Below are 24,130 nucleotides of genomic sequence, written 5' to 3'. Positions count from 1 at the left end.
TTATTAAATTATTTCAAAGTATCGTTTTATTTCCCAATCTGAGACATGTTTAGAGTACTCCTTCCATTCCCAGATTCTGGTTTTAGTAAAATGATCGACAAAAGCTTCTCCAAAGAGTTCATTTGCCACATCAGATGATTTCATGTAATCGGTAGCTTCCAATAGATTGCTTGGAAGTACTCCGTTTTGTAAGTCCTTATATCCGTTACCTACAGTTTGTTGAGTATCCAATTTCAATCGCTTTTCAATCCCATATATCCCACTTGCTAGACAAGCTGCCATTGCCAAATAAGGATTTACATCTGAGCCTACTACTCTAGTTTCAATACGCGAAGATTTCTCTCCTAATGGCAGCGCTCTCAAAGCAACAGTTCTATTATCTACACCCCATGTCAAAGTCGTCGGTGCCCAAGCACCTTCTACCAATCGTTTATAGCTGTTCACGGTCGGCGCTAACATGGGAAGGATATATGGTAGACAAAATAATTGACCTGCTATATATTGCCTCATGACCTCACTAATTTGATCCTGATGAGCGCTATCAAAGAATAAATTCCTTTTCTTATCCGCATCCCAAAGGCTTTGATGAACATGTCCGCTGCATCCAGGCAAATCAGCAGTTTGCTTTGCCATAAAGCTGGCCATAATACCATGTTTATAAGCAATTTCCTTTACTCCTGTTTTGAATAAAACAGCTCTGTCTGCCGCTTCTAGTATGTCAGAGTATTGTATTGCAGCTTCAAAAACTCCAGGTCCTGTTTCGGTATGCAGCCCCTCCAATGGAACACCAAATTCTGTCAACAGGTCAAATAAATCATGAAAATAATCACTATTCTCAGAGGCTCTCAATAAACTATACCCGAACATACCAGGCGTATATGGCTTAGGGTTGGTAAAACCTCTTTCTTCCAATATACTGTTATTCTCTGCAAAATTGAACCACTCAAACTCTTGAGAAAAGAGAGGTTGAAAACCCATTCCTTCAGCTTTGGCTATTATCTTCTTTAGCAGACTTCTAGGGCAAGCTGGAAAATCTTCACCATCGTGTTTACTAAAATCTCCTAAAACAAAGGGAACGTGATTCTCCCAAGGCACCTGACGAAAAGTACTCACATCTAGTCTAGCTTCAGCATCTGGAAATCCTGAATGCCAACCTGTAGCCTCAATCGCCATGTCTTCATATAAGGCATCATTCATATCCCATCCAAAAACCACATCACAAAACCCAAAACCAGATTTGACAGCTGACAGGAACTTATCCTTGTGCATAAACTTGCCTCGAAGCACTCCATCAATATCTGTAACTGCCACCTTGAGTTTGTGATGAGGATGACCCTCTATGAGTTTTAATATTTCTTGTTGGTTCATTTTAGTAAGATATGTTATTTTGAAATTTAGCGAATAGGTTTAAATGCTACGGTTTTGTTAAGAAACATAAACAACTCACTATCTAATCTTGATCATTCCGCTTCATCAGCCACCATAAACCATAAGAACCTCCCAAAATACCAAGATATACACTCCCTAATTTCAAGTTGTAGATAAACATGGCCACCAAGGCTATAGATGCTATTATCAATGCCAAAGCAGGAAACAAAGGATAGGCTGGCACTTTGAATGGTCTATCCATATCAGGTTCGTTTTTTCGCAATGCAAAAAAGGCAATCATCGAAACTATGTATAATGTCAATGCACCGAAACAAGCTATAGTGATGATCTCACCTGTCTTGCCTGTAAATAAGGCCAATATACCTATTGCCATATTTACCAACAATGCATTCATAGGAGTTTGAAACTTACCATTAGCTTTACCAAGCATCTTGGGCGCATTGCCTATTCTTCCAAATTCAAAAGTAGATCTTCCTGCTGCCAAAATGATTCCATGAAAAGAAGCTATTAATCCCAAAAGACCGATTCCTACTAGCATTTTGTAGAGCACATGACCTTCGCCCATGACATAGGAAATAGCTAATGGCAATGGAGAGTCAGAGGCATCAGTAGATCCTTCAGGATAAACTACGGCTTCCCAACCTGCTACCCCAACAGAGGAGAAGAAAGTCAATATACATAGTACCACTAAAGTCAATATGGCACTTCCAAAACCTATCAACACACTACGTTGAGGGTTAATAGCTTCTTCGGCTACATTAGCCACGCCTTCTATGGCTAAGAAAAACCAAATCGCAAAAGGAATGGCTGCAAATACACCTTGAAAACCATTGGGTAAGGGGTTAGATTGAAGATTGGACAGTTCAAACTCTGGAAGTGTTACCGTAGCAAAAATCAACAGTTCTATTACTGCCAAAATAGTAATCACCAACTCAAATGAAGCTGCAAGCTTCACTCCTAAAATATTAATCAGCGTAAATAATACATAAGCTACGACTGCAAAAGTGATGACATTTACAGAAGGGTATAGAAGATTTAGGTAGGCTCCAATAGCCATTGCTATCGCAGGAGGCGCAAAAATGAATTCGATGTTCTGCGCCATACCAGCTATAAACCCCAATTTACTTCCTAGACCTTTCTCTGCATAGTCAAAGGCTCCTCCAGCTTTTGGAATAGCACAAGCCAATTCTGTATAACTAAAAGTGAAAGTCACATACATGATGATGATGAAAAAAGTCGCTATTGCCAACCCATAGGTCCCCCCTTCAGCTAAACCTAGATTCCATCCGAAGTACATTCCTGAAATCACATATCCTACTCCCAATCCCCATAACATAAATGGGCTGAGAGTTCGTTTGAGTTGAGTATCTGCCATTCTTTTAAGTTTGTTACAAGTTAGGTCTACTCGCGCAAAGCTCAAAAGCGTTACTCTTATCACTAATAAAACCTTGGCTTATATCTCTGTCTAAATCTTTATTTTTGACATGAAGCTATCTAGTCAATGGATACAAAGTGTCTTCAAAACTTTATTTAAATCCTACCTGAGTTCATGGAATTAAAGCCTGATAAACTATCGTCCTTGTTAAAATGAAAGAATACTCAAGCATACTTAACAATATAAAAAGATACATTAACCTTAATCAAGAGGACGAGGCTCAATTTATCGAAATAATACAGACTTGTAGGGTCAGGAAAAAGCAGATGATTGTCCAACCTGGTTTTACCTGTAAGCACCAAACGTATGTCAATAAAGGAGCGCTTAGGAGTTTCTTCTTGAGTCAAGAAGGTGTAGAACACACCATCCAGTTTGCCATAGAAGATTGGTTTATTAGTGATTTCAACAGCTACATCAATCAAGAACCTGCCTCTTTATTCGTTGAGGCACTTGAAGATTCCGTTATTCAACAAATTGCTTTTGATGATGTAGAAAGATTATGCGACTCCAATCCCAAATTTGAACGCTTTTTTAGAAAAGTAGCTCAAAAGTCATTTGCATACTCACAGAATAGAATTCTTTCCAAACTAGATAAATCTGCAGAAGAACGGTACTTAGAATTTAGTGATCAATATCCATTAATAGTCAATCGAGTACCTCAGTACATGTTGGCTTCGTACCTTGGAATGTCAGCTGAATTCTTAAGTAAGATTCGTAAAAGACTTAGCGAAGTATCTTGAACTAGTTCAATCAATTTTCCTATTCTAGTTCATTTTAGTTGTTGGCCATCTAACTGAATTTTGTAAAAACTAATTAGAAAATATGATGGAAAAGAAAATTTGGCTCATAACAGGTGCATCAAGCGGCCTAGGGAAAGCCTTAGCGGAATCAGTCATGCGAGAAGGTGATTTTGCCATCGGTACTTTTAGAAATGAGAAACAGGTATCAGAATTCAAAAACAATAATTTAAATAATGGAGATGCCGTATTACTGGATATTACCAACGAACATCAGATTAACGCTACAGTTTCAGAATTGATTAATAAATATGGACGGATTGATGTACTTGTAAATAATGCTGGATTTGGTTTCATAGGTGCAATTGAAGAATCATCATTAGATGAAGTAAAATCGGTTATGGACACCAATTTCTATGGAGCTCTAAATATGACCAAAGCTATACTACCTTATATGAGAGAAGAAAAAAATGGTCATGTTATCCAAATCTCTTCTCATGGTGGTTTTAAAGCTTTCTCTGGTTTTGGGATTTACAACGCCAGTAAGTTTGCTTTGGAGGGATTTAGTGAGGCTTTAGCTCAAGAAGTAGAACCTTTAGGAATAAAAGTAACTATTGTTCAGCCTGGACCATTTAGAACAAACTTTGCCAATACAGGACTCTCTGAAGCAACTCAAATCATAGACGATTATTCCAACACAGCTGGAGTCTTTCGAAGCAAAATCAAAAGTGCTAACGGGTTACAGGAGGGAGATCCTATAAAAGCAGCTAAAGCAATTTACAATCATACAAAACTTGAGAACCTTACCCTGCGTCTTCCGTTAGGTAAAACTGCAACCATTACGATTTCTCAAAAACTAAATCATGTAAAGTCTGAATTAGAGGCGAATATTGAAATTGCTAAATCTACCGTATTCAACGAGTCGTAAGCGGTCTAAAGTACAAACCAGCCAACCTAGCTATTTTCAGCCTGCATACTTATTCAGTTCAAAACTAAACTCTGAGCCTTCTCCGAAAGTACTTGTCACATGTATCTCACTCTCGTGTGCTTCAAGAATGTGTTTTACAATAGACAAACCAAGCCCAGTACCACCAGCTGCTTTTGATCGACTTTTATCAACCCTATAAAAACGCTCAAAAATTCTATTCAGATGCTCGGCAGGAATTCCTACACCTGTATCCTTAATACAGACTTCTACCTTATCAATATGATCTATTAGAGAAACCGTAACTTCAGCACCTTCATTAGAGTACTTAATAGCATTAGAAATCAGATTTACCAAAACTTGATCAATTCTTGCACTATCTGCTTTTACTAACTTCTCTCCGCCAAAGTGATTATTGAGTTTTAACTGAATGCCATTTTTACCCGCTGGAGACTCTAATTGATCAAATATCTCTTCCACTTGAGCTACCAAGTCTACGGAATCAAACTGCATCGTGATATCTCCAGCTTCCATGTGAGAAACGGTTAATAAATCTTGTACCAAAGCATCCAAACCGTCTAAGTTTTTCGCTGCTTTTTTCAAGAACTTCATACGATTCTTCTTATCATCAATCGCACCGTCCAAAAGCGTATGCACAAATCCTTGCGCTGCAAAAATGGGAGTTTTCAACTCGTGAGAGACGTCTGCCAAAAACTGGCGACGAAACTGAGCTAATTGTTTTAACTCATTAATTTCACTCTGCTTATTATGCGCATAGTCATAAATTTCTTTATGAATTTGACTAAGTGAACTATGACCATACTTTTTATTGGCTTCTAACTGTGATAAGTCGTTTGAACGAATTTGTTCAAACATCCGATAGATTGATCTCAACTCCTTAAAGAATAGAAACTCAAGAACTATTGCTATCAAAATATACGAGGTACCTATAGACAGTAAAAAAACTACCCAATATGCATATAGTGGCAAATCTGGCAATAAAAACATGCAGCCTGTGATAATGGCTGAAATACATAGTGCCAGAATAAGGGCGAGCCCTTTAGAATTAAGAAACATAAATTGATTTAATCCAGTTCGAACTTATACCCTACTCCTTTAATAGTAGAAATGTAGCCATCACCGATTTTCTCCCTTACTTTTCTAATGTGTACATCAACTGTCCTAGTCAATACATACACATCTGACCCCCAAATATTATGTAACAAATCCTCTCTGCTAAATACTTTCCCAGGATGCTTGGCTAAGAAATAAAGTAATTCAAATTCCTTTTTAGGAAAGTTAAATTCCGTCTCATTTTTACGAACAATAAAGCCTTGCTTATCGATCATTAAATCACCTACGTTGATTTTTTCCTCCGTATCGATTTCTTTTTTGGACCTTCTGAAAATAGCATTGATTCTACTCATCAGCGCTCTAGGCTTGATAGGCTTTGTCAAGTAATCATCTGCACCATTTTCAAATGCCGCCACTTCAGAGTACTCTTCTACTCTAGCGGTCAAGAAAATAATAAAAGTACCAGATAGCTCCGAAAGCTCTCTCATTTGACGACAAGTCTCAACTCCATCTTGCCCTGGCATCATAATATCCAGTAAAATCAAATCAGGTACGAAAGTCTTTGCTATTTCTACTCCTTTGATTCCATCTTCTGCAACTTTGACTTGATATCCTTCTTTCTCGAGATTGTATCTCAATAAGTCCAAAATATCTTCTTCGTCATCAACTACTAGGATTTTCTTATTACCTGACATGTGTTATACTAATAAATCTAAACTCAAATGATCGCATTGATAATGCGAGACCAATTTCTTAATTTAAATTTAATAATCACCTGACAAAATAAAGAAGTTACAAAAATTTAATACAACCACCAAAACTTTATCACAGCTGACTATCAATACCTTAAATCATTTTGCTAATTTTATTAGTCTTTTAGTAACTTTTTGAAATAACTCAATCTATATTTGCTAAAATAATTATGAAGACTTTGACCAACTTTAGTCACAATAATGTCGGTTTAAGTAATGACAGAAAATAACAAATTGAATTTAACTTTCCACTGCGAAAGAGATAAATATCCAAGACCATGAGTGAATTGAACGAAAAACAAAAAGCACTTCAACTTACCCTTGATAAATTAGAAAAAACCTATGGAAAGGGAACAGTCATGAAACTCTCCGATGAGAGTGTAGTTGATGTTCCGTCTATTCCAACTGGCTCATTGAGCTTGGATATCGCACTGGGAATAGGAGGTATTCCTAGAGGAAGAATCGTAGAAATCTACGGACCTGAATCATCTGGTAAAACGACATTGAGTATGCACGCTATTGCTGAAGCTCAAAAAGCTGGCGGAATGGCTGCTTTTATAGATGCAGAGCATGCTTTTGACAAAGTATACGCTGAAAAGTTAGGTATCGACACCGAAAACTTATTGATCTCTCAACCAGATAATGGTGAGCAAGCTCTAGAAATTGCAGAACACCTCATTAGATCAGGAGCTATTGATATCATTGTTATCGACTCTGTTGCAGCTTTAGTACCAAAAGCCGAACTTGAAGGTGAAATGGGAGATAGCAAAATGGGACTTCAGGCTAGACTAATGTCTCAAGCACTCCGAAAACTTACAGGAGCGATTAACAAAACTGGATGCGCCTGTATTTTCATCAACCAATTGAGAGAAAAAATTGGCGTAATGTTCGGAAACCCTGAAACTACTACTGGTGGTAATGCTTTAAAGTTTTATGCTTCTGTAAGACTTGACATCAGAAGAATAGGTCAGATCAAGGAAAGTGCAGACAATATTCTAGGAAATAGAACAAGAGTAAAAGTCGTGAAAAACAAAGTCGCGCCTCCATTCAAAGTAATAGAATTCGACATAATGTATGGTGAAGGAATTTCAAAAGTCGGTGAGATTATTGATATCGGAGTTGAAATGGAAGTAGTGAAAAAGTCAGGGTCATGGTTCTCATATAAAGGCAACAAACTAGGTCAAGGTAGAGATTCTGTCAAACAGCTTATTCTTGACAATCCTGAACTGATGGAAGAACTAGAGACTGCTATCAAAGCAAAAATGAATGGAGTAGATGAAGTAGATGGTGTAGAAGCATAATCTCGTCCAAAATATAAAGGTCTTATGACCACCAAAAATTGGAGCACTGGAAACAGTGCTCTTTTTATTTAAAGCTAAACTAAATCATACTTTAGCCCGTATGGAAACCTTATTAAAAATAATTGATTTAACCTTAAGTACTAATAGCTAAAGCCTAAGTGAACTTGTAAATAGTTTTTTTCTAAAGATGAAAAACGCACAGGAGCAACTTATTACTAGTTTGGCGTTTACTGCTTTAAATCTGAAATAAAAATAAACGGGATTTTTCTACTAATTTTCATTTATGAAATACACTTTAATCATTTGCTGTCTACTGTTTTCTACACTGAGCAAAGCAGATATTCCAATTTTCGAAAAATTTGATCGATTCGAAGAAACTGTACTTAGCAATGCAAACTCTGACACTACTTACGTAATTAATTTCTGGGCCACATGGTGTGCGCCTTGCGTAAAAGAGCTTCCCTATTTCGATGAATATGGAAAGAAAAACGCTAATAAACCTGTAAAGGTATTACTAGTGAGTATGGACTTTAAAAGTAGAATTCAATCTCAACTAGTTCCATTTATAGAAAAAAAGAAAATCGAAAGTGAAGTGGTTGTTCTTGCCGACCCAAAACAAAGCGCTTGGATTGATAAAGTTGACTCAAATTGGTCAGGTGCAATTCCAGCAACCATTTTCATTGTTAATGGAAAAAAATACTTTAAGGAGAAATCATATCATTCACTTCAAGAACTGGAGAACGAAATAAATCAGTTATCAAAATAATAAAAACATGAAATCATTCATCATTACTATTCTAACTCTATTTGCTTTTTCGGCAACAGCCCAATATAAGATTGGAGATATTGCTACAGACTTTTCTTTAAAAGGAACTGACGACAAGATGCATTCTTTAGCTGACTTTAAAAACGCTAAAGGTTACATTGTAATTTTTACTTGCAATCACTGTCCTTACTCTGTAGCCTATGAAGATAGAATTATTGCCTTACAATCAAAATATGGCAGCCTATACCCTGTTATAGCTATCAACCCAAATGACCCGCGTGCATATGAAATTGATAGTTTCGAAAACATGAAAGTAAGAGCAAAAGAAAAAGGTTTCAACTTCCCATACCTTTTCGATGATGGACAAAAGATCTTCCCCCAGTATGGAGCTACCAAAACCCCTCATGTTTTCTTACTAGACAAAAACAGAAAAGTTCAATATATAGGTGCTATTGACGATTCAACCCAACCAGAAGGTGTAGAAGAAAAATTTGTAGAAAATGCAATAGCAGATTTAGAAGCTGGTAAAAAGCCAAAAACAAACTACACTAAAGCTATAGGGTGCAGTATTAAGACTATTTAAGTCTATAACTAGCGCGAGGGCTATCTTTTACCAAATCCGCTTTTACTGCCATAAATTTGAGTCCTGTTTTAGAAGCAGGACTCAAATTTTAAAAACCTACCAGTGTCTGAATATCTATTTTTTTATCAGCGCATAAACTTTCTCTGCCTTTTAGAAACTCAAGTTCCACCATAAAAGAGTATCCGCCCACATTTCCTTCACACTTCTTGATCAATTCAGCAGCAGCCAATGCTGTTCCTCCTGTTGCTAACAAGTCATCATGAATCAAAATGTTTTGCCCAGGCTTGATGGCGTCGATATGAATCTCCATTTCTGCAGATCCATACTCAAGATCATAACTATGTTTAATAGTTTGAAAAGGAAGTTTGCCTGCTTTTCGGACTGGTATGAAAGGAACCTGAAGCTCTTGAGCCAGTTTCATACCAAATATGAACCCTCGTGATTCAATACCTACTATCCCATCTATATCCTTATTTCGCCAATAAGCCAAAAAAGCGTGACTAACACGCTCTGAAAGTTTAGGGTCCGCAAGTACTGGAGTTATATCCTTGAAAAGGATGCCCTGCTTAGGAAAGTCAGGAACATCTCTTATTGTAGCGATTAATTGCTCTGTTAGTGTCATGGCTCAAAACTATCAGATTCGGATGACAGTGACCGTACCGTCCAGTGCAATCTTTCGTACAATTCAAATATAGATTACATATGTTATTCAATCCTTAGGTATGAATTAAGCTTCAATCAAGAGTTGTATTTGAGATTTCACAAGAATTTAACTTCTATCTTGAAACATAAAACTACGAGTCGAATTTAATCGCATGGCGATAGCCCTTAAGGTTTAATTCCCTGCCCTTTCCTTGGGTCGATTAGAGATAAAACTCTAAAGATATCCCTTACCCTTGGGTCGGAAAGCTTCATTTCTTGTAGCTTTTGATTTTATACCAATTCCTCCACCATATGGTGAACAATGCTAGATTTAAGAAATCTAGAATACCAATACCCTGAGTCTTTGATAATTCTTTTCTGTGTTTCAATATCTGTATGAACTATTCCGAACTTCTGGGTATATCCTTCAGCCCACTCAAAATTGTCCATCAATGTCCATAAAAAATATCCAGTAACATTAATACCCTTCTTCTTAGCTCTTAAAACTTCATATAGATAAGACTGTAAGTATTTGACCCGATCTTGATCTGCAACCTTCCCATCAATCACTTCATCTTCAAACGCCGCTCCATTTTCGGTAATGATAAATTCTTTGATTTTACCATACTCATTATATTTCTTGAGCATATTGTAGATTGACTTCGGATAGACTTCCCAACCCATTGTGGTCATATTCTTCACATCTCTATCTTCTGCTTTTACGAGTTGAGCCTGAAGATAGGGAACGAACCAAGCATGCTTAACAACTTCTCTGGTATAGTTTTGAATTCCTATAAAATCAAAATCAAAAGGCATATTTGCTTCATCATCTGGCTTCAAGTAATCTTCGACTCTATTGGCAATAGGTAGGTCTTCCACAGGATAGCCTAGACCTATGGCTGGTTCGATATATAATCTATTCAAGAGTGCATCTATACGCTTAGCTGCTTGTATATCTTTCTTATCTTCTGATCTTGGATCTATATGAGAGCAAGAGAATGTTGTCCCTATTTTAGCTTCTGGCAGTTCGTGTCGAATTAGTCTTCCTCCTAAGCTTTGAGCTAAGGTGGCGTGATGCATAGCAGGAATAAAATTGCCCATACCTCTTCTACCTGGCGCGTGATAACCTAAGAAATAACCTGCACCTGTAAAAACCATTGGTTCATTCAGGACCATCCAGTTTTTGATTCTATCTCCAAAACCACGTACACAATGAACAGTATATTCTTCAAACCAAGACAGAACATCTCTATTGGTCCACCCCCCTTTATCTTCGAGTACTTGAGGCAAATCCCAATGATATAAGGTAACCCAAGGTGTAATCCCTTTCTCCAAGCATTCATCTATCAGACGGTCATAGAAATCCATTCCTTTTTGGTTCGCTTGACCTATTCCATTAGGAAGAATTCTTGACCAAGCAAAGGACATTCTATAATTTGGAATATTGAGCTTATTCATAATGCTCACATCTTCCTTATAATGCTCATAGTGATTACAACCTACATTGGCATTTGATTTATCATCAATTTTACCTGCACCATTGGAAAAGGTATCCCAAATGGATAATCCCTTTCCATCGGTTTGATATGCTCCTTCTATTTGATATGCCGCAGTAGAGACGCCCCAACTGAAGTCATCTCCAAAATCGTCCTTGGTAAATTTCACTATTTATGCTTGTTTAAAAATTGGTAATGAGATCTCCATCTTTTTGATCTCTTCTCCCAATGTTGTGATATGAGTGGTAAGTAGTTCATCAATTATAAACTGCGTTTGATCTGGGAAAGACACTTCGATCTTCTTTCCTTTCTTTACCCACTTCTTTATTTTATCTACTTGTTTCTTGCTTAGTTTTTTTATCACAGGCACTCCCAAATCTCTTAGCCCCTCTGCATTGAAATGCTGCTCGTATTGCTTTTTCATCGGAACTACCATCAGTTTCTTTTCAAGAAACAATGCCTCTGCTGGCGTTTCAAACCCAGCTCCACAAAGAACCCCCTTACTTGAAGCCAAGCTCTCACCAAATTTAGTACCATTTACTGGCTCTATTTTTACATTCTTAACTTGATAAGCTTTGTCACTATGCTTTGAAAACACATGCCAGTTGGCTCCTGAAATTTCGGATAGAACTTTAATTATCTTTTTATCTCCGTATGCTGGTAGGTAAACCGTATAATGATCTTTCTCTACAATCTCTTGTTCACGAACCTCACTTCTAATTACAGGTGTAAACATCTGCTCATCGTATTGCTTAAAATGAAAGCTATAATAATCATGACAAGGAGCATAATACTTCAGAACCAAAGATCCCATCCAGTCTATATGATCAGGTTTAGGAACATTTTTGGATCGTAAAGAGGCCTGATGGCTCAGTGAAATACATTTTACTCCTTTAATCTTACATGCCCAAGCACTAACGGGTTCAAAATCATTAATCACTAAGTCGTAATCCTGCACAGGGCAAGACCTAATTTCATTTATAAGCCTTTTGGTTTTATTTTTTTTAAAAGTATCCCAAACATCCACGCCTCCATTTTTGCCAAATATGAAACTGAGTCCATGATATCTATATTTTATTGGAAATGGCAAATCAAGATCAGCTTGTATTCCACTAATCATTACATCTACATTGACACGCTTCATTAGTGCAGGAATTACATCCTTCGCTCTACTTAAATGGCCATTGCCTGTCCCTTGTATGGCGTATAAAACCTTCAACTCTTATCTTTTATGTACATATCTTGGAGCATCTTGCCGAACAGCTCCTTTGGTGTTTTTTCCGATAGATTATCTAAATCCTTTTCAGCCATTTCTTCAGAGGTCTCTTCATCGAAGTCTTCGTCATGGTATTGATATAGAGACCATTTCCCTTTATGATACTCGAGAGAAGAAAGGTTTTCTATCCAATCTCCACTATTGAGATATTTCACTTTCCCATGTTGAGTTTCATATTCCTTCATTTCTGGATGATGAATATGACCACAAATCACATAATCAAAGCCATTTTCTGCGGCGATATCTGTAGCAACTTCCTCAAATTGATTAATAAATTTAACAGCGCCTTTGACGCTATTTTTTACTCTCTTGGATAAAGAAATCCTAGCTCCACCGAACTTCTCACTGAAGAAATTAACTACTTGATTTATCAAAATGAGCGCATCATAACCAATGGCTCCCAACTTGGTCAACCATCTAGAGTGTTGCATGGTCACATCAAATACATCACCATGAAAAACCCACGCCTTTTGACCATCAAGATTTAAGGTCATTTTATTTTGAAGTTCAAATGAGCCAACACTGAACCCTTCGAACTTTCGAAGCATTTCGTCATGATTCCCCGTGATATAGGTAATCTTAATCCCTTTAGACATCCACTTGAAAAGGTGACTAACTACCTTCATATGACTTTTGGGCCAGTACCTTTTACTGAACTGCCATATATCAATAATATCCCCATTGAGGATAACTTCTTTAGGTTGAATACTCTTTAGGTAGTTCAATAGCTCTTTGGCCCTACACCCATACATGCCCAAATGAACATCCGAGATAACCAAAAGATCTACTTTTCTCTTGCCTTTTCCTTGTGAATTCTCTGTCATTTACATTACGCTTTAAATGGCGACCACAAAGGCTTGAAGAACTTCATTTCTATAAAGAATATGATGTCCTGCACAGATTCCTTTATCACCACGTCTAGCGTATGTTTGTGTTTATAACTGTGAGAAGAAGATTTCAAGCTTTGTCTAATGTCTAGGTTTGTGCTGGATATTTGCATAGTTTTTTTCTTACAAAGTTGACAGTTAGTTATTACTTCATGGTTGAGGTGAGGTTACATTTAGATTACTCCTATCGAATGATTGTTAAGTTTCTTTGAAGAAAACCCACCCATTCATCGAAATCAGATAACATCACAATACAATTACTCGTTTTGCAGAGTAACTTCCAAATAATCGTCTAATAGCCTTAAATGAGTTTTTTCGGCAACTGTCGGATAAAAAACATGGGTTAACACAGCTTATTTTACTCTATATGGGGTAAAATCATATTATGGTAAAGTAAAATGGGAATACTCAAGCGCATATTTAGAAAGAAAGGAGCGACAATTGTTATTGGTGTCCATGGACTAGATAATAAGCCAAGCAAATCTTTATTGCGAAGGTGGTGGAAAAACTCCTTGACAGAGGGTTTAAAAAAAATCGATGGGGCTCCAAGTCACTTTAAATTTGAAATGGCTTATTGGGCTGATCTAATGTATAAAAAGCCACTAAACCCTAGAATCAAAGATCCAAATCATGAATTGCATATAGAGGAACCTTACATCCCTGAGCCTATTCCTTCTCCTAAAATCAGGCATACTTTTTGGCACTACTGGAAACTCGCTTATGACCGTATCAAGGAGACAATATTCTTGAGTAGAAATGGACTGGCAAACTATGAGGTTCTATTTGATATGGTAGTAAAAGCTTCATTCAAGGATTTGGACGCCTATTTCAATAGCGATGAAAGCGCTGAAGAAAAATTAGAAATGAAAGCTGTCAAACAAAAGGTCAGACAGCGCCTACTTTATCTACTTAGAAAACATAAAGACAAAAGAATTATAATATTGGCTCATAGCATGGGCTCATTAATTGCTTATGACGTGCTTTCTCAGCTTCCAGAGCAATATGAAATTGAGTCTTTTATTTCATTTGGCTCTCCTATTGGGTTGCCAGTGGTAAGGGAGAAGATGGCTAGAGATCACAAATGGGACTATAAGGAAGATACTCTTCTTCCCACTCCCAACTGTGTTCATAAATGGTTGAACTACTCTGATCCTGAAGATCATTTTGCAGTTTTCAACAACCTAGCATCATATTATTCGCCTAACAAACATGGTATAATGCCAGTTGATGTTATTGTTGACAATGATTATAAAGACTGGGTAACGAATAACGCTCATAAGTCCTTTGGCTACTTAAGAACACCTCAATTGGCACAGGAAGTAGGAGAAACTTTAGGACTGAAACGAAAAAATGTATGGCAACGAGGTAAGGCATTGTTAAAGCATAAGAAAGAAAAAAAGGATTCCAGCTTTTCAGGTGATCCTTCCTATTCACCTGTATCATCTGATTAAGACACTATGTATACTTTAAGATAACAAAAAAGGGTCTGCAAAAACAATTGCAAACCCTTTTGTTGTTGTTGTTGTTGTTGTTGTTGTTGTTGTTGTTGTTGTTGTGCTTTAGATAAAAATTTACTTAATCAAAACTTTACCGATGTAACCTTCTATTTTGACGACATATAACCCTGGAGTCACATTTTCTAATTCAATACTTCCAGTATATCCTCCTTGGAATACTATCTGTCCGTCTAGTGAAGAAACTACTACATTAGTCCCTACCACTACACCTTCCAAACTAATATTACCTATTGATGGATTAGGGTAAATTGATAGAGTTGCTAAGTTTTCACTAATACCTGTAGCTTCCTCTAGCTCAAATACTATTGTATAAGTTTCTGTAGAAGAACCATCTTGAGCAGTTACTACAATGGTAGTAGTTCTAGCTGCTTCATCACCTGTCAGATCAGTCGCATCAGTTATTAATTTAGTTGAATTTGCGTCACTTGCAGTTGCTGTCACTGTTGGCACTGCTGTAGTACCTGCAGGAAGTTGAACTGAATACATCTTAGTCGCTGCGTCAAACTCAGGATCTAATGTACCTTCATCCAATGTTATCATTGATAAAGTGGCATCTGTAGAAGCTGGAAGCACACTAAATACTATCGTATAATCCTGAGTAGTGGTACCATCCTCTGCTGTCACAGTTACGGTAGTAGTCCTATCTGATTCTGTTCCACTTGTCACATCTGATGCATTGTCTACATCCGAAGTCGCATTAGAATCATTTTCCGTGGCTGTTACAGTTGGCGTTGCTGTCGTTCCGAATGGTAACTCTACGGTGTAAGAAAAAGTACTAGAGGCAAATACTGGATTCAAGCTTCCTAAGTCTGTTGATAATCCTGACAAGGTAGCATCTGTCGCTCCTGCTGCTACATTAAATACTATAGTATAATCCTGAGTAGTGGTACCATCTTCTGCGGTTACAGTCACTGTTGTGGTTCTATCTGATTCTGTTCCACTTGTCACATCTGATGCATCGTCGACATCCGAAGTCGCATTAGAATCATTTTCCGTGGCTGTTACGGTTGGTGTCGCAGTCGTTCCAAATGGTAACTCTACGGTGTAAGAAAAAGTACCAGAGGCAAATACTGGATCCAAGCTTCCTAAATCCGTTGACAACGCTGACAAGGTAGCATCTGTCGCTCCTGCCGCTACATTAAATACTATAGTATAATCCTGAGTAGTGGTACCATCTTCTGCGGTTACAGTCACTGTAGTGGTTCTATCTGATTCTGTTCCACTTGTCACATCTGATGCATCGTCGACATCCGAAGTCGCATTAGAATCATTCTCTGTTGCTGTTATGGTTGGCGTTGCTGTTGTTCCAAAGGGCAACTCTACGGTGTAAGAAAAAGTACCAGAGACAAATACTGGATCCAAGCTTCCTAAACCCGTTGACAACGCTGATAATGTAGCATCTGTCGCTCCCGCTGCTACATTAAATACTATCGTATAATCCTGAGTAGTAGTACCATCTTCTGCGGTCACAGTCACCGTAGTAGTCCTGTCTGATTCTGTTCCACTTGTCACATCTGATGCATCGTCGACATCCGAAGTCGCATTAGAATCATTCTCTGTTGCTGTTACCGTTGGCGTTGCTGTTGTTCCGAATGGCAACTCTACGGTATAGGAAAAAGTACCAGAGGCAAATACTGGATCCAAGCTTCCTAAGCCCGATGACAACGCTGATAATGTAGCATCAGTAGAAGGTGGAAGCACATTAAATACTATAGTGTAATCTTCAGTAGTTGTACCATCTTCTGCTGTTACAGTTACCGTAGTGGTCCTATCCGATTCTGTTCCACTTGTGACATCCGATGCGTCGTCTACATCTGATGTCGCATTGGAATCATTTTCTGTTGCTGTTACGGTCGGTGTCGCAGTCGTTCCAAATGGTAGATCTACTGTATAGGAAAAAGTACCTGATGCAAAATCTGGAGAAAGCATACCAACACTAGTAGTCAATACAGATAATGAAGCATCAGTAGAAGCTGGTGCTTCAGTCACAGTTACTGTCCAATCCTGGCTTCCGGTTGTTGTTACAGAATATGTAACTGGATTTGTGAAATTTTGTGCGACACCAGTATTTGGAGATACTGAAGCCCCATCAGACAAATCAATAGTTGGAACTAAAGCAGTTAAACTAGTTCCAAAGGGCACTTCCAAATCAACAGTAAAATTGGTAGCGTCAATGTTTGCTGGCTCTACTTCTTCTGGAATAGAAAACCCTGTAATACCTTCATTTTCTATGATATTAATATTTGTATTAAATCCTGTTTTTGTAGCTTCAGCACCTCCTCCAACTGGAATATATTTTAGTCTTGCTACAAACTGGATTCTATGCGTCGGGTCTGTTGGTAGATCCAGTTTTGGAATGGCTCCAGACAAATTCAAATCCACCGTCGCGGTTCCTGTTTGAGTTCCTGCTATTACTTCGTTTGAATTACTTCTTGTAGTCCATGACAATTCTCCTGTTTTTATAGTACTCCAATTTTCCAAATACCTAAGTTCCAAAGAAAGCTCTGTAGCTTCATTACCTGCTCCTGCATCATAATTAAGGGTAATGGTTTCTGTAGTGTTGGTTGTCAGAGTAAATGGTGCCCCTACGTAAGAGACACTTTGCGCGAAAAGAGTTGGGATAAAAATACACTGAAGCGCAAAAAGAGTTAATAGTCTTTTCATAATCTAATATTTAAACATTCATACATTCGTTTCTGCGTGATCTCAATCCAGAACAACCATACGAAGTCTATCATAATAGATATGCAAAGACCTACCTACAGGTGATAAGTAGTCTTTTAACCCTAGTCAATAATCAATCATATACTTGTCCTGTGATTTTCAACCACAAAACATCTTTTAATATAAAAATAGAGTACTGATAACATGAATATTAGAACTAGACACACCCTCGATCATAAGAGTACCCCCCTCCTTATCAAAACAATATACGGTCGTACATCTATAAATAAAGAGGTGAAAATTGATGCATTTGAGATAACAATAAACTAAAAACATACTCTTAAGCATCTGTTTGATGTTATCTCTGAGTCAAATAATAGATAATTAATAGAACTTAAATAACACTGAAACCTCTACATAGAATAGTGTTAAGAACAATTTACTCAGATAGATATCAGTAACGAATTTTGAAAGAAATATCTATTCTTAATAGTTTAAGTATGACTTTGTCAGAAGCGTATTAAGATCGTTTAGATAGGTTAGTGTTTCCATCAGAAACTCTACAGGTTTATCCTTGATCTCATCGATAGTTTTGTATTTCAAATATTGAGACATTTTACCAACACTCCATTCCAGACTATTTTCTTCAACATTCTTACTTCTGCTAATTAGATTAAAATACTCACATAGTGAATTGATATTATATGAAATAGAGCGTGGAAATTTTAGACTTAGCACGACAAACTCTAATACATCCTGTTGATTTGGCAAGCGAGAGTACTCTCTCCTGAACATATCAAACCCTTCTACCGACTTGAGCATCATAGCCCATTGGAAACTTTCAATAGATTTAGTTGCCTTATGTTCAGTGAGCATTTCTATATCGTTGAACTTACTAAGCAACATTCTATTTACCTGAGTAGCCCTTTCTATATTCAATCCTGCAGTTATAAATGCCCATACCTGATCGTGTAAAAGAGAAGACCCTATCTTATTTTTTATAATAGAACAGTGCTCATTGGTAGTCTGTGTAAAGTCATAAAGCCCTTTCGTTTTATAGTAGTCTTCAGGATAATCATGAATAAACCTGTAAAATTTATTGACCGCATTCCAGAGTTCAACGGAGATCACGTCCCTCGCGCCTCTTGCATTTTCTCTTGCATGGTGCACGCAGGACTTAATAGAGTTTGTCCCTTCATCGTCCATCGCCACCGAAACTAAAATATCTTCTTCAAAAGTATAGTCATCATAGTTCTCAGTGTCGAGACCAACCATATGAGCCACACTTTTGAGTGCAATCTCCTTTTGTAATTCAAAATCAGTATCTAGTGATGAGAAATATTGAATGTTTAAATATCTGCTTATTTGTTCACAACGCTCTATATATCTACCCAACCAGTATAGGTTGTCTGCTACTCTTGATAACATCTATGTCTTGCTATTCAGTATTGGAAAATAAATTTTTAAATGTCAGGTTTTACATGTCTGCCACCCAAGTATCTTTAGATCCTCCGCCTTGAGACGAATTAACTATCAGACTACCTTTTTTCAAAGCTACTCGAGTAAGCCCTCCCTTGAGTACATGTTGAAAGTTTTTGCCAAAAAGAGTAAAAGTACGAAGGTCTACATGTCTTGGCTCAAACTCTCCGGAGTCCTCCATAAATGTAGAATGAGAAGATAAACGCATGATTGGCTGTGCAACATATTCTCTAGGGTCCGAAAGTATCTTAGCCTTCATTTCCTCTCGCTCAGCCTTAGTTGATTTATTCCCCATGAAAATACCATAACCTCCGCTTTGATCAACCGGTTTGATAACAAGCTCTTCCATATTTTGAATCACATGGTCACGTTCTGAAGGTATCTCACACTGATACGTATGGACATTTTGTAGTATTGGCTCTTGATCTAGATAGTATTTAATAATCTTAGGGATGTAAGTATAAACTGCCTTATCATCAGAGGCTCCTGTACCTGGTGCATTAAGTAGTGTAACATTTCCTTGACGATAGACATCCATTAAGCCGGGTACACCCAACATCGAATCTCTTCTAAACACCAATGGATCTATAAAATCATCATCTACTCGTCTATATAGCACATCACACTTCTTTGGTCCATATATAGTTTTCATATATAGAAAACCTTTATCTACGAACAGATCCCGTCCTTCTACCAATTGCACCCCCATACTTTGTGCCAAGAAGGCATGCTCGTAATAAGCAGAATTGTATATCCCTGGTGTAAGGACTGCACAATTAGCTCTATCTACTCCCTCTGGGGAAACAGATCTCATACAGTTAAGTAGCGCTTCAGGGTAATCATAAACTGTTTGAACATTGAGAGAGGTAAATAAGTTGGAAATTGTTCGTTTCAGTGCATCTCGATTACTTAAGACATAACTCACCCCAGATGGACATCGAACATTATCTTCAAGAACATAAAATTGACCATCACTGTGTTTTATTAAATCAGTTCCAGAAATATGATTGTAGATATTTCCTTGTGGTTCAAAATCTACCATATACTTATTGTAGTTCACCGAACTGAAGATTAAATCGGAAGGAACTATTTTATCTCGTAGTATTTTCTTGTCATTGTAGATATCCTGCAAGAATAAATTAATTGCCGTATTTCTTTGAATCAAACCGCGCTCTAGAATTTCCCATTCGTTTTTAGTTATGATTCTAGGCATCAGATCAAATGGAAAAATACGTTCTGTACCTTTCGGGTTTTCAGTATAGGTGGCAAACGTTACTCCTTGCAAAAGAAACGACAGCTTGGTCGACTCATTCATTTTCTTGAACTCCTCTGGACTGTACTGGTTAAATACACTATATAGCTTCTCATAAGATGGCCTAATTTCTCCACTATTCATGAATACCTCATCATAGAAGCCTTCTGATACTGTATAGGGTCTGAGGATCTCCTCTCTTATTTCTGCTACAGACATATTTTCTTGGTTTGCGTTCTATACAAAAATATCTAGCTGTCAACCCGAAAAGTATGGTATCACTCAACCTAAGCTAATTTTATGAGCAGGTTTCTACATGCCAAATAACAGCTTCTTCACAACAGCTTTTTACTCTTTCAATTTGCTGAAAACCAAACAAATGAAGAAGCGCATTTTATTATTTTTTTAGCTATTTGAAGCGTTTCAAAGTTTAGCGCATTAGCAAGGAATGACTAGCTTTCTCCTCAAAGTGTCTTTTGAATTATATTGATAAACAATAGTAAAAAAAGGCGCTCAACCACTAAAGTCAATGTCGCAGGAAAGAAATGAAACTTATTTCAGTTGATTCACATCTACCGTTACATCCATTTCTTGATCGCCACCAGAGTATACGATACCTTTAAGTGGAATAACGTCAGAGAAATCACGACCTGATGCAGTACGAATATGCTGGTCAGATACAAGTAAGTTATTAGTTGAGTCAAACTCTACCCAGCCAATATCTGGAATAAAAAGAGCAATCCATGCATGTGATGCATCAGCACCTACTAATTTGGGTTTACCTGGAGGTGGTATTGTTTCAATATAACCGCTCATATACCTCGCTGCTAACCCTATAGATCTCAAACAAGCTAATCCAAAATGAGCAAAGTCCTGACAGACTCCTTTTTTGGTTTTGAATACTTCTGAAACTGGAGTGGATATATCTGTAAATCCAGGCGTAAACTTAAAGTCATTAAATATTCGTTCATTTAAGTCCATCATAGCTGCCATGATAGGCCTACCTGGCATGAAGGACTCTAATGCATATTCTTTGTAATGACGATGAAGCTCTACATTTGTTGAACCAAGATAAAACTGCCTAGTATCATTCATCGCCTCAGGAGTACGCAACCATTCAACTACTTCTTCCCAAGACTGAGTCTCTAAAGGATTAACTTTCATCCACTGTGGTACTTCTAAAGTAACCTCTGCTATTGACTCTACTGACAGTTCCTTATGTAACTTCTGAATTGAAAAGTACAAATACTGATTCTCAAAGAAGTCTCTTCGATTCATCTCATAGTTAGGCTCTGGAGAAATCCTGTACTTGTATGAGTTGACTTTTTGGAATGGATAATCGGAGGGGCATTGATAAACAATGTTGTGACACAACTCAGCAGGTGAGTTGTATTTATATTTAGTAACATGTCTAACCTGATACCTCATATTTCGGGGATTAGAGTTGAGTTGGAATGTGCATGGAAAGTCGTATGACTAAAGTACTGACTAGAAATATCCGTCGAGACAGATGCTAAAATCTGTACCAATTCTGTAAAGAAATTAATTAGGTTAACTCTTTTTTCACTACCCTCCTTGTCGACTAGTACTAGTTGATCAGGCTCACATAGGCGAACCATCATACTGGCCTTTAAAAGTTTTTTTTGAATACTGCTTAAGTATTGTGTGTGTTTTGAAGGAAGCCTACCTAACTCCTTCTGAATATGCTCTAGGTGATAGGTTAATGATCTTGGGTTGGTTTCATTTATTAACAATAAAGAAATCACACTAGATATTTCAATTGCTGACTTGTAATGATATCTATAGGTTATTAGGCTTTCATTAACCATTAGAATTTTTTCAAGTAGCTCTCGTTCTACTTCTATAGGATAGTCTTTTTTAAGAACTTCTTTGAGAATTACACAAATATTGATAGACGACTCTAAGAATCTACCTATACTGTAGATATGCCATGCATCATCACGTGTCATGGTATCTACCATCATCCCATGGAATCCCATTAATCTTACCAAAGAGTTATCCAGTTTAGAGGTCATCACTCTAAGATCATCAATTTGTTTGTAACGTACACTACTGTCATTGATCATATCTAGAATCCTCCATATATCCAATCCTAGCTTATCTCTGACGCTATAACTATTATTTAGAAACGCTTGAATTGACTGTGCCAAAGAACCTATCTTGGCTGTATCCTTGATCAAAGACAAGAGTTCTTCATCTGGTGACTTTAGTGTATCTTCTTCTTCAAAACCCGGTTGGGTCAAAGTCATTGCGGTGAGGGACTGGAGCAAGGCTACTAGCACATCATCTTTTTCTGGATGTACTATATCTGGAGATTCTGTTCGACGCTTCAATACGGTCCTCAGTAGTCTAATGGTATGAATAGAACGTTCACCATATCTTCCTAGCCAAAACAAGTTTTCAGCAGTCTTACTAGGAAGAATCCAATCTCCATAATGAACTTTTTCCTGTATCGATTTTGTCTGTTTAGTTGAGTCATCTCCAATCACCCATGTATCCTTACTGATACTTTGTGCGTTGGCTGATGGCATAAGTAGCCCTTCGTTTTTACTACTTCTTGACAATCCTCCGCGCATGATGGTATATCCATCTTCACTACCATCTGCTATAGCATATCCTCTAAATACTGCACTTTTGGGTTGTATTTCTCCATCAATGTATGAAGGAGTTGTAGAAAATGTTGCCATTTCCTGTCCTACATACATATATGGTTCTAATAAAATAGCTTCTTTGAGCTCTAATATTTCCTTTTCTCCTAGTTGTGCGCCCCAAATGGATTTGGCTTGACTATCAATATAAATTCTTTTAATGACTAGATTTTGAATATTATCTAATACATAATCTAGCTCCTTTTTTTGGCCACACCACCAAGTAGCTACGGATGGAAGAAGTAGGTCTTCTCCTAATATTTTTTGTGATAGCTTAGGTAAAAAAGCCATCAGCCCTGGGTTTTCCAAGACCCTACATCCCAGTGGATTAATTACTGTAACTTTTTTATCTCTTATAGCTTCCATCAGACCGACTACCCCAAGTCTAGAGTCCATGTTAAACTCCATTGGATCACAAAATATATCGTCGACACGTCTAACAATTACATCTACCTTTTCTAACCCTCCTATAGTCTTCAGCCAAACATACCCGTCGCTGACCATTAAATCATCTCCTGTCACCAAGGTAAACCCCATCAAAGATGATAAGTAGGCATGCTCAAAAAAGGTTTCATTTCCAGGACCTGGAGTTAAAATAACAATTCTTGGATTGAGCTTGTCCTGCCATGAAAGTCGCATTAAGGCTCTTTTCACCGCATTGTAGTATTCATTGATTCGCTGAATTTTATTATTTCGAATCATATCAGGAAAAGCCTGCATCATGACAGACCTGTTCTCAAATGAATACCCTGCACCTGAAGGCGCATCGGTTCTGTCATTGAGTACCCACATTTTGCCGTTTGGCCCACGAGCTAAATCGGCGGAGTACTGAATCAATAGTTGATCTCCAGGAAGACGAAGCTTGTCTAATTGTCTCAAAAAACCTTTGTGGTTATAGATCAATTCAAATGGAATATCTCCTGATCGGATCAACTTGCGACTTCCATAAATATCCTTCAAAACAATATCGAGCAACTTGGCTCTCTGCTTGAGTCCCTGGTCTATAAATGACCAATCCTGTTCACTGAACACCATTGGAATAGGGTCCAACTGCCATGCACGATTAAGACCATCGGGGTCTCCATATACATTGTGAGTTACCCCATTTTCCCGAAGAATTCTGGATACATCCTCTGCACGCTCCTTGAGAGACTCATCTCCCATCTCTCCAAATTGTCTCAACACCTCTTTCCAATGCGGGTAAACATTACCATCCGCATCAGATACTTCATCAAAAAACTTGCGTTTCTTCCCTACTCGCTCTGACAGATAAGAATTAATCATAC

Annotated in this window: 19 protein-coding genes; 6 read left to right on the top strand and 13 right to left on the bottom strand. The window is 37.6% G+C overall.

Features of this window, described 5'->3' with window-relative positions:
- Positions 1-3 precede the first annotated feature (3 nt).
- Together DKG80_RS01210 and eat are read right to left on the bottom strand one after the other, a co-directional pair.
- Positions 4-1,368, bottom strand: a complete 1,365-nt coding sequence (locus DKG80_RS01210; RefSeq protein WP_109829460.1) for a glutamine synthetase family protein — start codon at positions 1,366-1,368, stop codon at positions 4-6.
- Between the two features lie 82 nt (positions 1,369-1,450).
- Positions 1,451-2,764: an ethanolamine permease gene (eat, locus tag DKG80_RS01205; protein WP_109829459.1), complete on the bottom strand. Its 1,314-nt coding sequence runs from the start codon at positions 2,762-2,764 to the stop codon at positions 1,451-1,453.
- Between the two features lie 212 nt (positions 2,765-2,976).
- Here eat and DKG80_RS01200 point away from each other — a divergent pair, with 212 nt between their 5' ends.
- Both DKG80_RS01200 and DKG80_RS01195 read left to right on the top strand, forming a co-directional pair.
- The gene (locus DKG80_RS01200) at positions 2,977-3,564 is read left to right on the top strand and encodes a Crp/Fnr family transcriptional regulator (RefSeq protein WP_109829458.1); all 588 of its coding nucleotides are present in this window, start codon (positions 2,977-2,979) and stop codon (positions 3,562-3,564) included.
- Positions 3,565-3,649: 85 nt separating this feature from the next.
- Positions 3,650-4,489, top strand: a complete 840-nt coding sequence (locus DKG80_RS01195; protein WP_109829457.1) for an oxidoreductase — start codon at positions 3,650-3,652, stop codon at positions 4,487-4,489.
- A 36-nt stretch (positions 4,490-4,525) separates the two neighbouring features.
- On the opposite strand, the gene DKG80_RS01190 is transcribed toward DKG80_RS01195, so the two are convergent.
- Both DKG80_RS01190 and DKG80_RS01185 read right to left on the bottom strand, forming a co-directional pair.
- Entirely contained in the window at positions 4,526-5,563 is a 1,038-nt protein-coding gene (locus DKG80_RS01190) for a sensor histidine kinase (RefSeq protein WP_109829456.1), read from the bottom strand.
- An 8-nt stretch (positions 5,564-5,571) separates the two neighbouring features.
- The gene (locus DKG80_RS01185; protein WP_109829455.1) at positions 5,572-6,255 is read right to left on the bottom strand and encodes a response regulator transcription factor; all 684 of its coding nucleotides are present in this window, start codon (positions 6,253-6,255) and stop codon (positions 5,572-5,574) included.
- Between the two features lie 335 nt (positions 6,256-6,590).
- On the opposite strand from DKG80_RS01185, the gene recA reads away from it, so the two are divergent.
- The 3 genes from recA (at position 6,591) to DKG80_RS01170 (ending at position 8,962) form a co-directional block, all read left to right on the top strand.
- Positions 6,591-7,613 carry a recombinase RecA gene (gene recA, locus DKG80_RS01180; RefSeq protein WP_109829454.1) on the top strand — a complete coding sequence of 341 codons (1,023 nt, stop codon included), beginning with the start codon at positions 6,591-6,593 and terminating at the stop codon, positions 7,611-7,613.
- 283 nt (positions 7,614-7,896) lie between these two features.
- Positions 7,897-8,379, top strand: a complete 483-nt coding sequence (locus tag DKG80_RS01175) for a TlpA disulfide reductase family protein (protein WP_109829453.1) — start codon at positions 7,897-7,899, stop codon at positions 8,377-8,379.
- Positions 8,380-8,386: 7 nt separating this feature from the next.
- Positions 8,387-8,962 carry a thioredoxin family protein gene (locus tag DKG80_RS01170; RefSeq protein WP_109829452.1) on the top strand — a complete coding sequence of 192 codons (576 nt, stop codon included), beginning with the start codon at positions 8,387-8,389 and terminating at the stop codon, positions 8,960-8,962.
- A gap of 88 nt (positions 8,963-9,050) precedes the next feature.
- On the opposite strand, the gene DKG80_RS01165 is transcribed toward DKG80_RS01170, so the two are convergent.
- From DKG80_RS01165 to DKG80_RS01150, 4 genes are all read right to left on the bottom strand, one after another.
- A complete protein-coding gene (locus tag DKG80_RS01165) occupies positions 9,051-9,584 on the bottom strand; it encodes an adenine phosphoribosyltransferase (RefSeq protein ID WP_109829451.1) in 534 nt (177 codons plus the stop codon).
- Between the two features lie 311 nt (positions 9,585-9,895).
- On the bottom strand, positions 9,896-11,269 hold the full coding sequence (locus DKG80_RS01160) for a GH1 family beta-glucosidase (protein ID WP_109829450.1): 1,374 nt from the start codon (positions 11,267-11,269) through the stop codon (positions 9,896-9,898).
- 3 nt (positions 11,270-11,272) lie between these two features.
- Positions 11,273-12,319, bottom strand: a complete 1,047-nt coding sequence (locus DKG80_RS01155) for a glycosyltransferase family protein (protein ID WP_109829449.1) — start codon at positions 12,317-12,319, stop codon at positions 11,273-11,275.
- Entirely contained in the window at positions 12,316-13,200 is an 885-nt protein-coding gene (locus tag DKG80_RS01150) for a UDP-2,3-diacylglucosamine diphosphatase (protein ID WP_109829448.1), read from the bottom strand. The genes DKG80_RS01155 and DKG80_RS01150 overlap by 4 nt, the downstream gene beginning before the upstream one ends.
- 461 nt (positions 13,201-13,661) lie before the next feature.
- Here DKG80_RS01150 and DKG80_RS01145 point away from each other — a divergent pair, with 461 nt between their 5' ends.
- Complete coding sequence (locus DKG80_RS01145; protein ID WP_109829447.1) at positions 13,662-14,714, top strand: alpha/beta hydrolase; 1,053 nt, start codon at positions 13,662-13,664, stop codon at positions 14,712-14,714.
- Positions 14,715-14,834: 120 nt separating this feature from the next.
- Here DKG80_RS01145 and DKG80_RS01140 read toward each other — a convergent pair whose 3' ends face one another.
- From DKG80_RS01140 to DKG80_RS01120, 5 genes are all read right to left on the bottom strand, one after another.
- Complete coding sequence (locus tag DKG80_RS01140) at positions 14,835-17,444, bottom strand: T9SS type A sorting domain-containing protein (protein ID WP_109829446.1); 2,610 nt, start codon at positions 17,442-17,444, stop codon at positions 14,835-14,837.
- 486 nt (positions 17,445-17,930) lie between these two features.
- The gene (locus DKG80_RS01135; protein ID WP_109829445.1) at positions 17,931-18,872 is read right to left on the bottom strand and encodes an alpha-E domain-containing protein; all 942 of its coding nucleotides are present in this window, start codon (positions 18,870-18,872) and stop codon (positions 17,931-17,933) included.
- Positions 18,873-18,921: 49 nt separating this feature from the next.
- Positions 18,922-20,394 (bottom strand): circularly permuted type 2 ATP-grasp protein, encoded by a 1,473-nt coding sequence (locus DKG80_RS01130; RefSeq protein WP_109829444.1) that lies wholly within the window; start codon positions 20,392-20,394, stop codon positions 18,922-18,924.
- 333 nt (positions 20,395-20,727) lie between these two features.
- Positions 20,728-21,603, bottom strand: coding sequence for a transglutaminase family protein (locus DKG80_RS01125; RefSeq protein WP_109829443.1), 876 nt, complete (start codon positions 21,601-21,603; stop codon positions 20,728-20,730).
- On the bottom strand, positions 21,600-24,128 hold the full coding sequence (locus tag DKG80_RS01120) for a circularly permuted type 2 ATP-grasp protein (protein WP_109829442.1): 2,529 nt from the start codon (positions 24,126-24,128) through the stop codon (positions 21,600-21,602). The genes DKG80_RS01125 and DKG80_RS01120 overlap by 4 nt, the downstream gene beginning before the upstream one ends.
- Positions 24,129-24,130 lie beyond the last annotated feature (2 nt).

It is taken from the genome of Reichenbachiella versicolor, assembly GCF_003171675.1.
Lineage (GTDB): Bacteria > Bacteroidota > Bacteroidia > Cytophagales > Cyclobacteriaceae > Reichenbachiella > Reichenbachiella versicolor.
Note: the sequence above shows the minus strand (reverse complement) of the source record. Positions and strands in the feature narration are given on the sequence as shown.

Bases quoted from the DNA above. Each gene is read 5' to 3' on its own strand.
- DKG80_RS01175 (WP_109829453.1), top strand. From the start codon at position 7,897: ATGAAATACACTTTAATCATTTGCTGTCTACTGTTTTCTACACTGAGC.
- DKG80_RS01125 (WP_109829443.1), bottom strand. From the start codon at position 21,603: ATGAGGTATCAGGTTAGACATGTTACTAAATATAAATACAACTCACCT.
- DKG80_RS01150 (WP_109829448.1), bottom strand. From the start codon at position 13,200: ATGACAGAGAATTCACAAGGAAAAGGCAAGAGAAAAGTAGATCTTTTG.
- DKG80_RS01120 (WP_109829442.1), bottom strand. From the start codon at position 24,128: ATGATTAATTCTTATCTGTCAGAGCGAGTAGGGAAGAAACGCAAGTTT.
- DKG80_RS01165 (WP_109829451.1), bottom strand. From the start codon at position 9,584: ATGACACTAACAGAGCAATTAATCGCTACAATAAGAGATGTTCCTGAC.
- DKG80_RS01190 (WP_109829456.1), bottom strand. From the start codon at position 5,563: ATGTTTCTTAATTCTAAAGGGCTCGCCCTTATTCTGGCACTATGTATT.
- DKG80_RS01135 (WP_109829445.1), bottom strand. From the start codon at position 18,872: ATGTTATCAAGAGTAGCAGACAACCTATACTGGTTGGGTAGATATATA.
- DKG80_RS01200 (WP_109829458.1), top strand. From the start codon at position 2,977: ATGAAAGAATACTCAAGCATACTTAACAATATAAAAAGATACATTAAC.
- DKG80_RS01140 (WP_109829446.1), bottom strand. From the start codon at position 17,444: ATGAAAAGACTATTAACTCTTTTTGCGCTTCAGTGTATTTTTATCCCA.
- DKG80_RS01170 (WP_109829452.1), top strand. From the start codon at position 8,387: ATGAAATCATTCATCATTACTATTCTAACTCTATTTGCTTTTTCGGCA.
- DKG80_RS01130 (WP_109829444.1), bottom strand. From the start codon at position 20,394: ATGTCTGTAGCAGAAATAAGAGAGGAGATCCTCAGACCCTATACAGTA.
- recA (WP_109829454.1), top strand. From the start codon at position 6,591: ATGAGTGAATTGAACGAAAAACAAAAAGCACTTCAACTTACCCTTGAT.
- DKG80_RS01145 (WP_109829447.1), top strand. From the start codon at position 13,662: ATGGGAATACTCAAGCGCATATTTAGAAAGAAAGGAGCGACAATTGTT.
- DKG80_RS01185 (WP_109829455.1), bottom strand. From the start codon at position 6,255: ATGTCAGGTAATAAGAAAATCCTAGTAGTTGATGACGAAGAAGATATT.
- DKG80_RS01210 (WP_109829460.1), bottom strand. From the start codon at position 1,368: ATGAACCAACAAGAAATATTAAAACTCATAGAGGGTCATCCTCATCAC.
- DKG80_RS01195 (WP_109829457.1), top strand. From the start codon at position 3,650: ATGGAAAAGAAAATTTGGCTCATAACAGGTGCATCAAGCGGCCTAGGG.
- eat (WP_109829459.1), bottom strand. From the start codon at position 2,764: ATGGCAGATACTCAACTCAAACGAACTCTCAGCCCATTTATGTTATGG.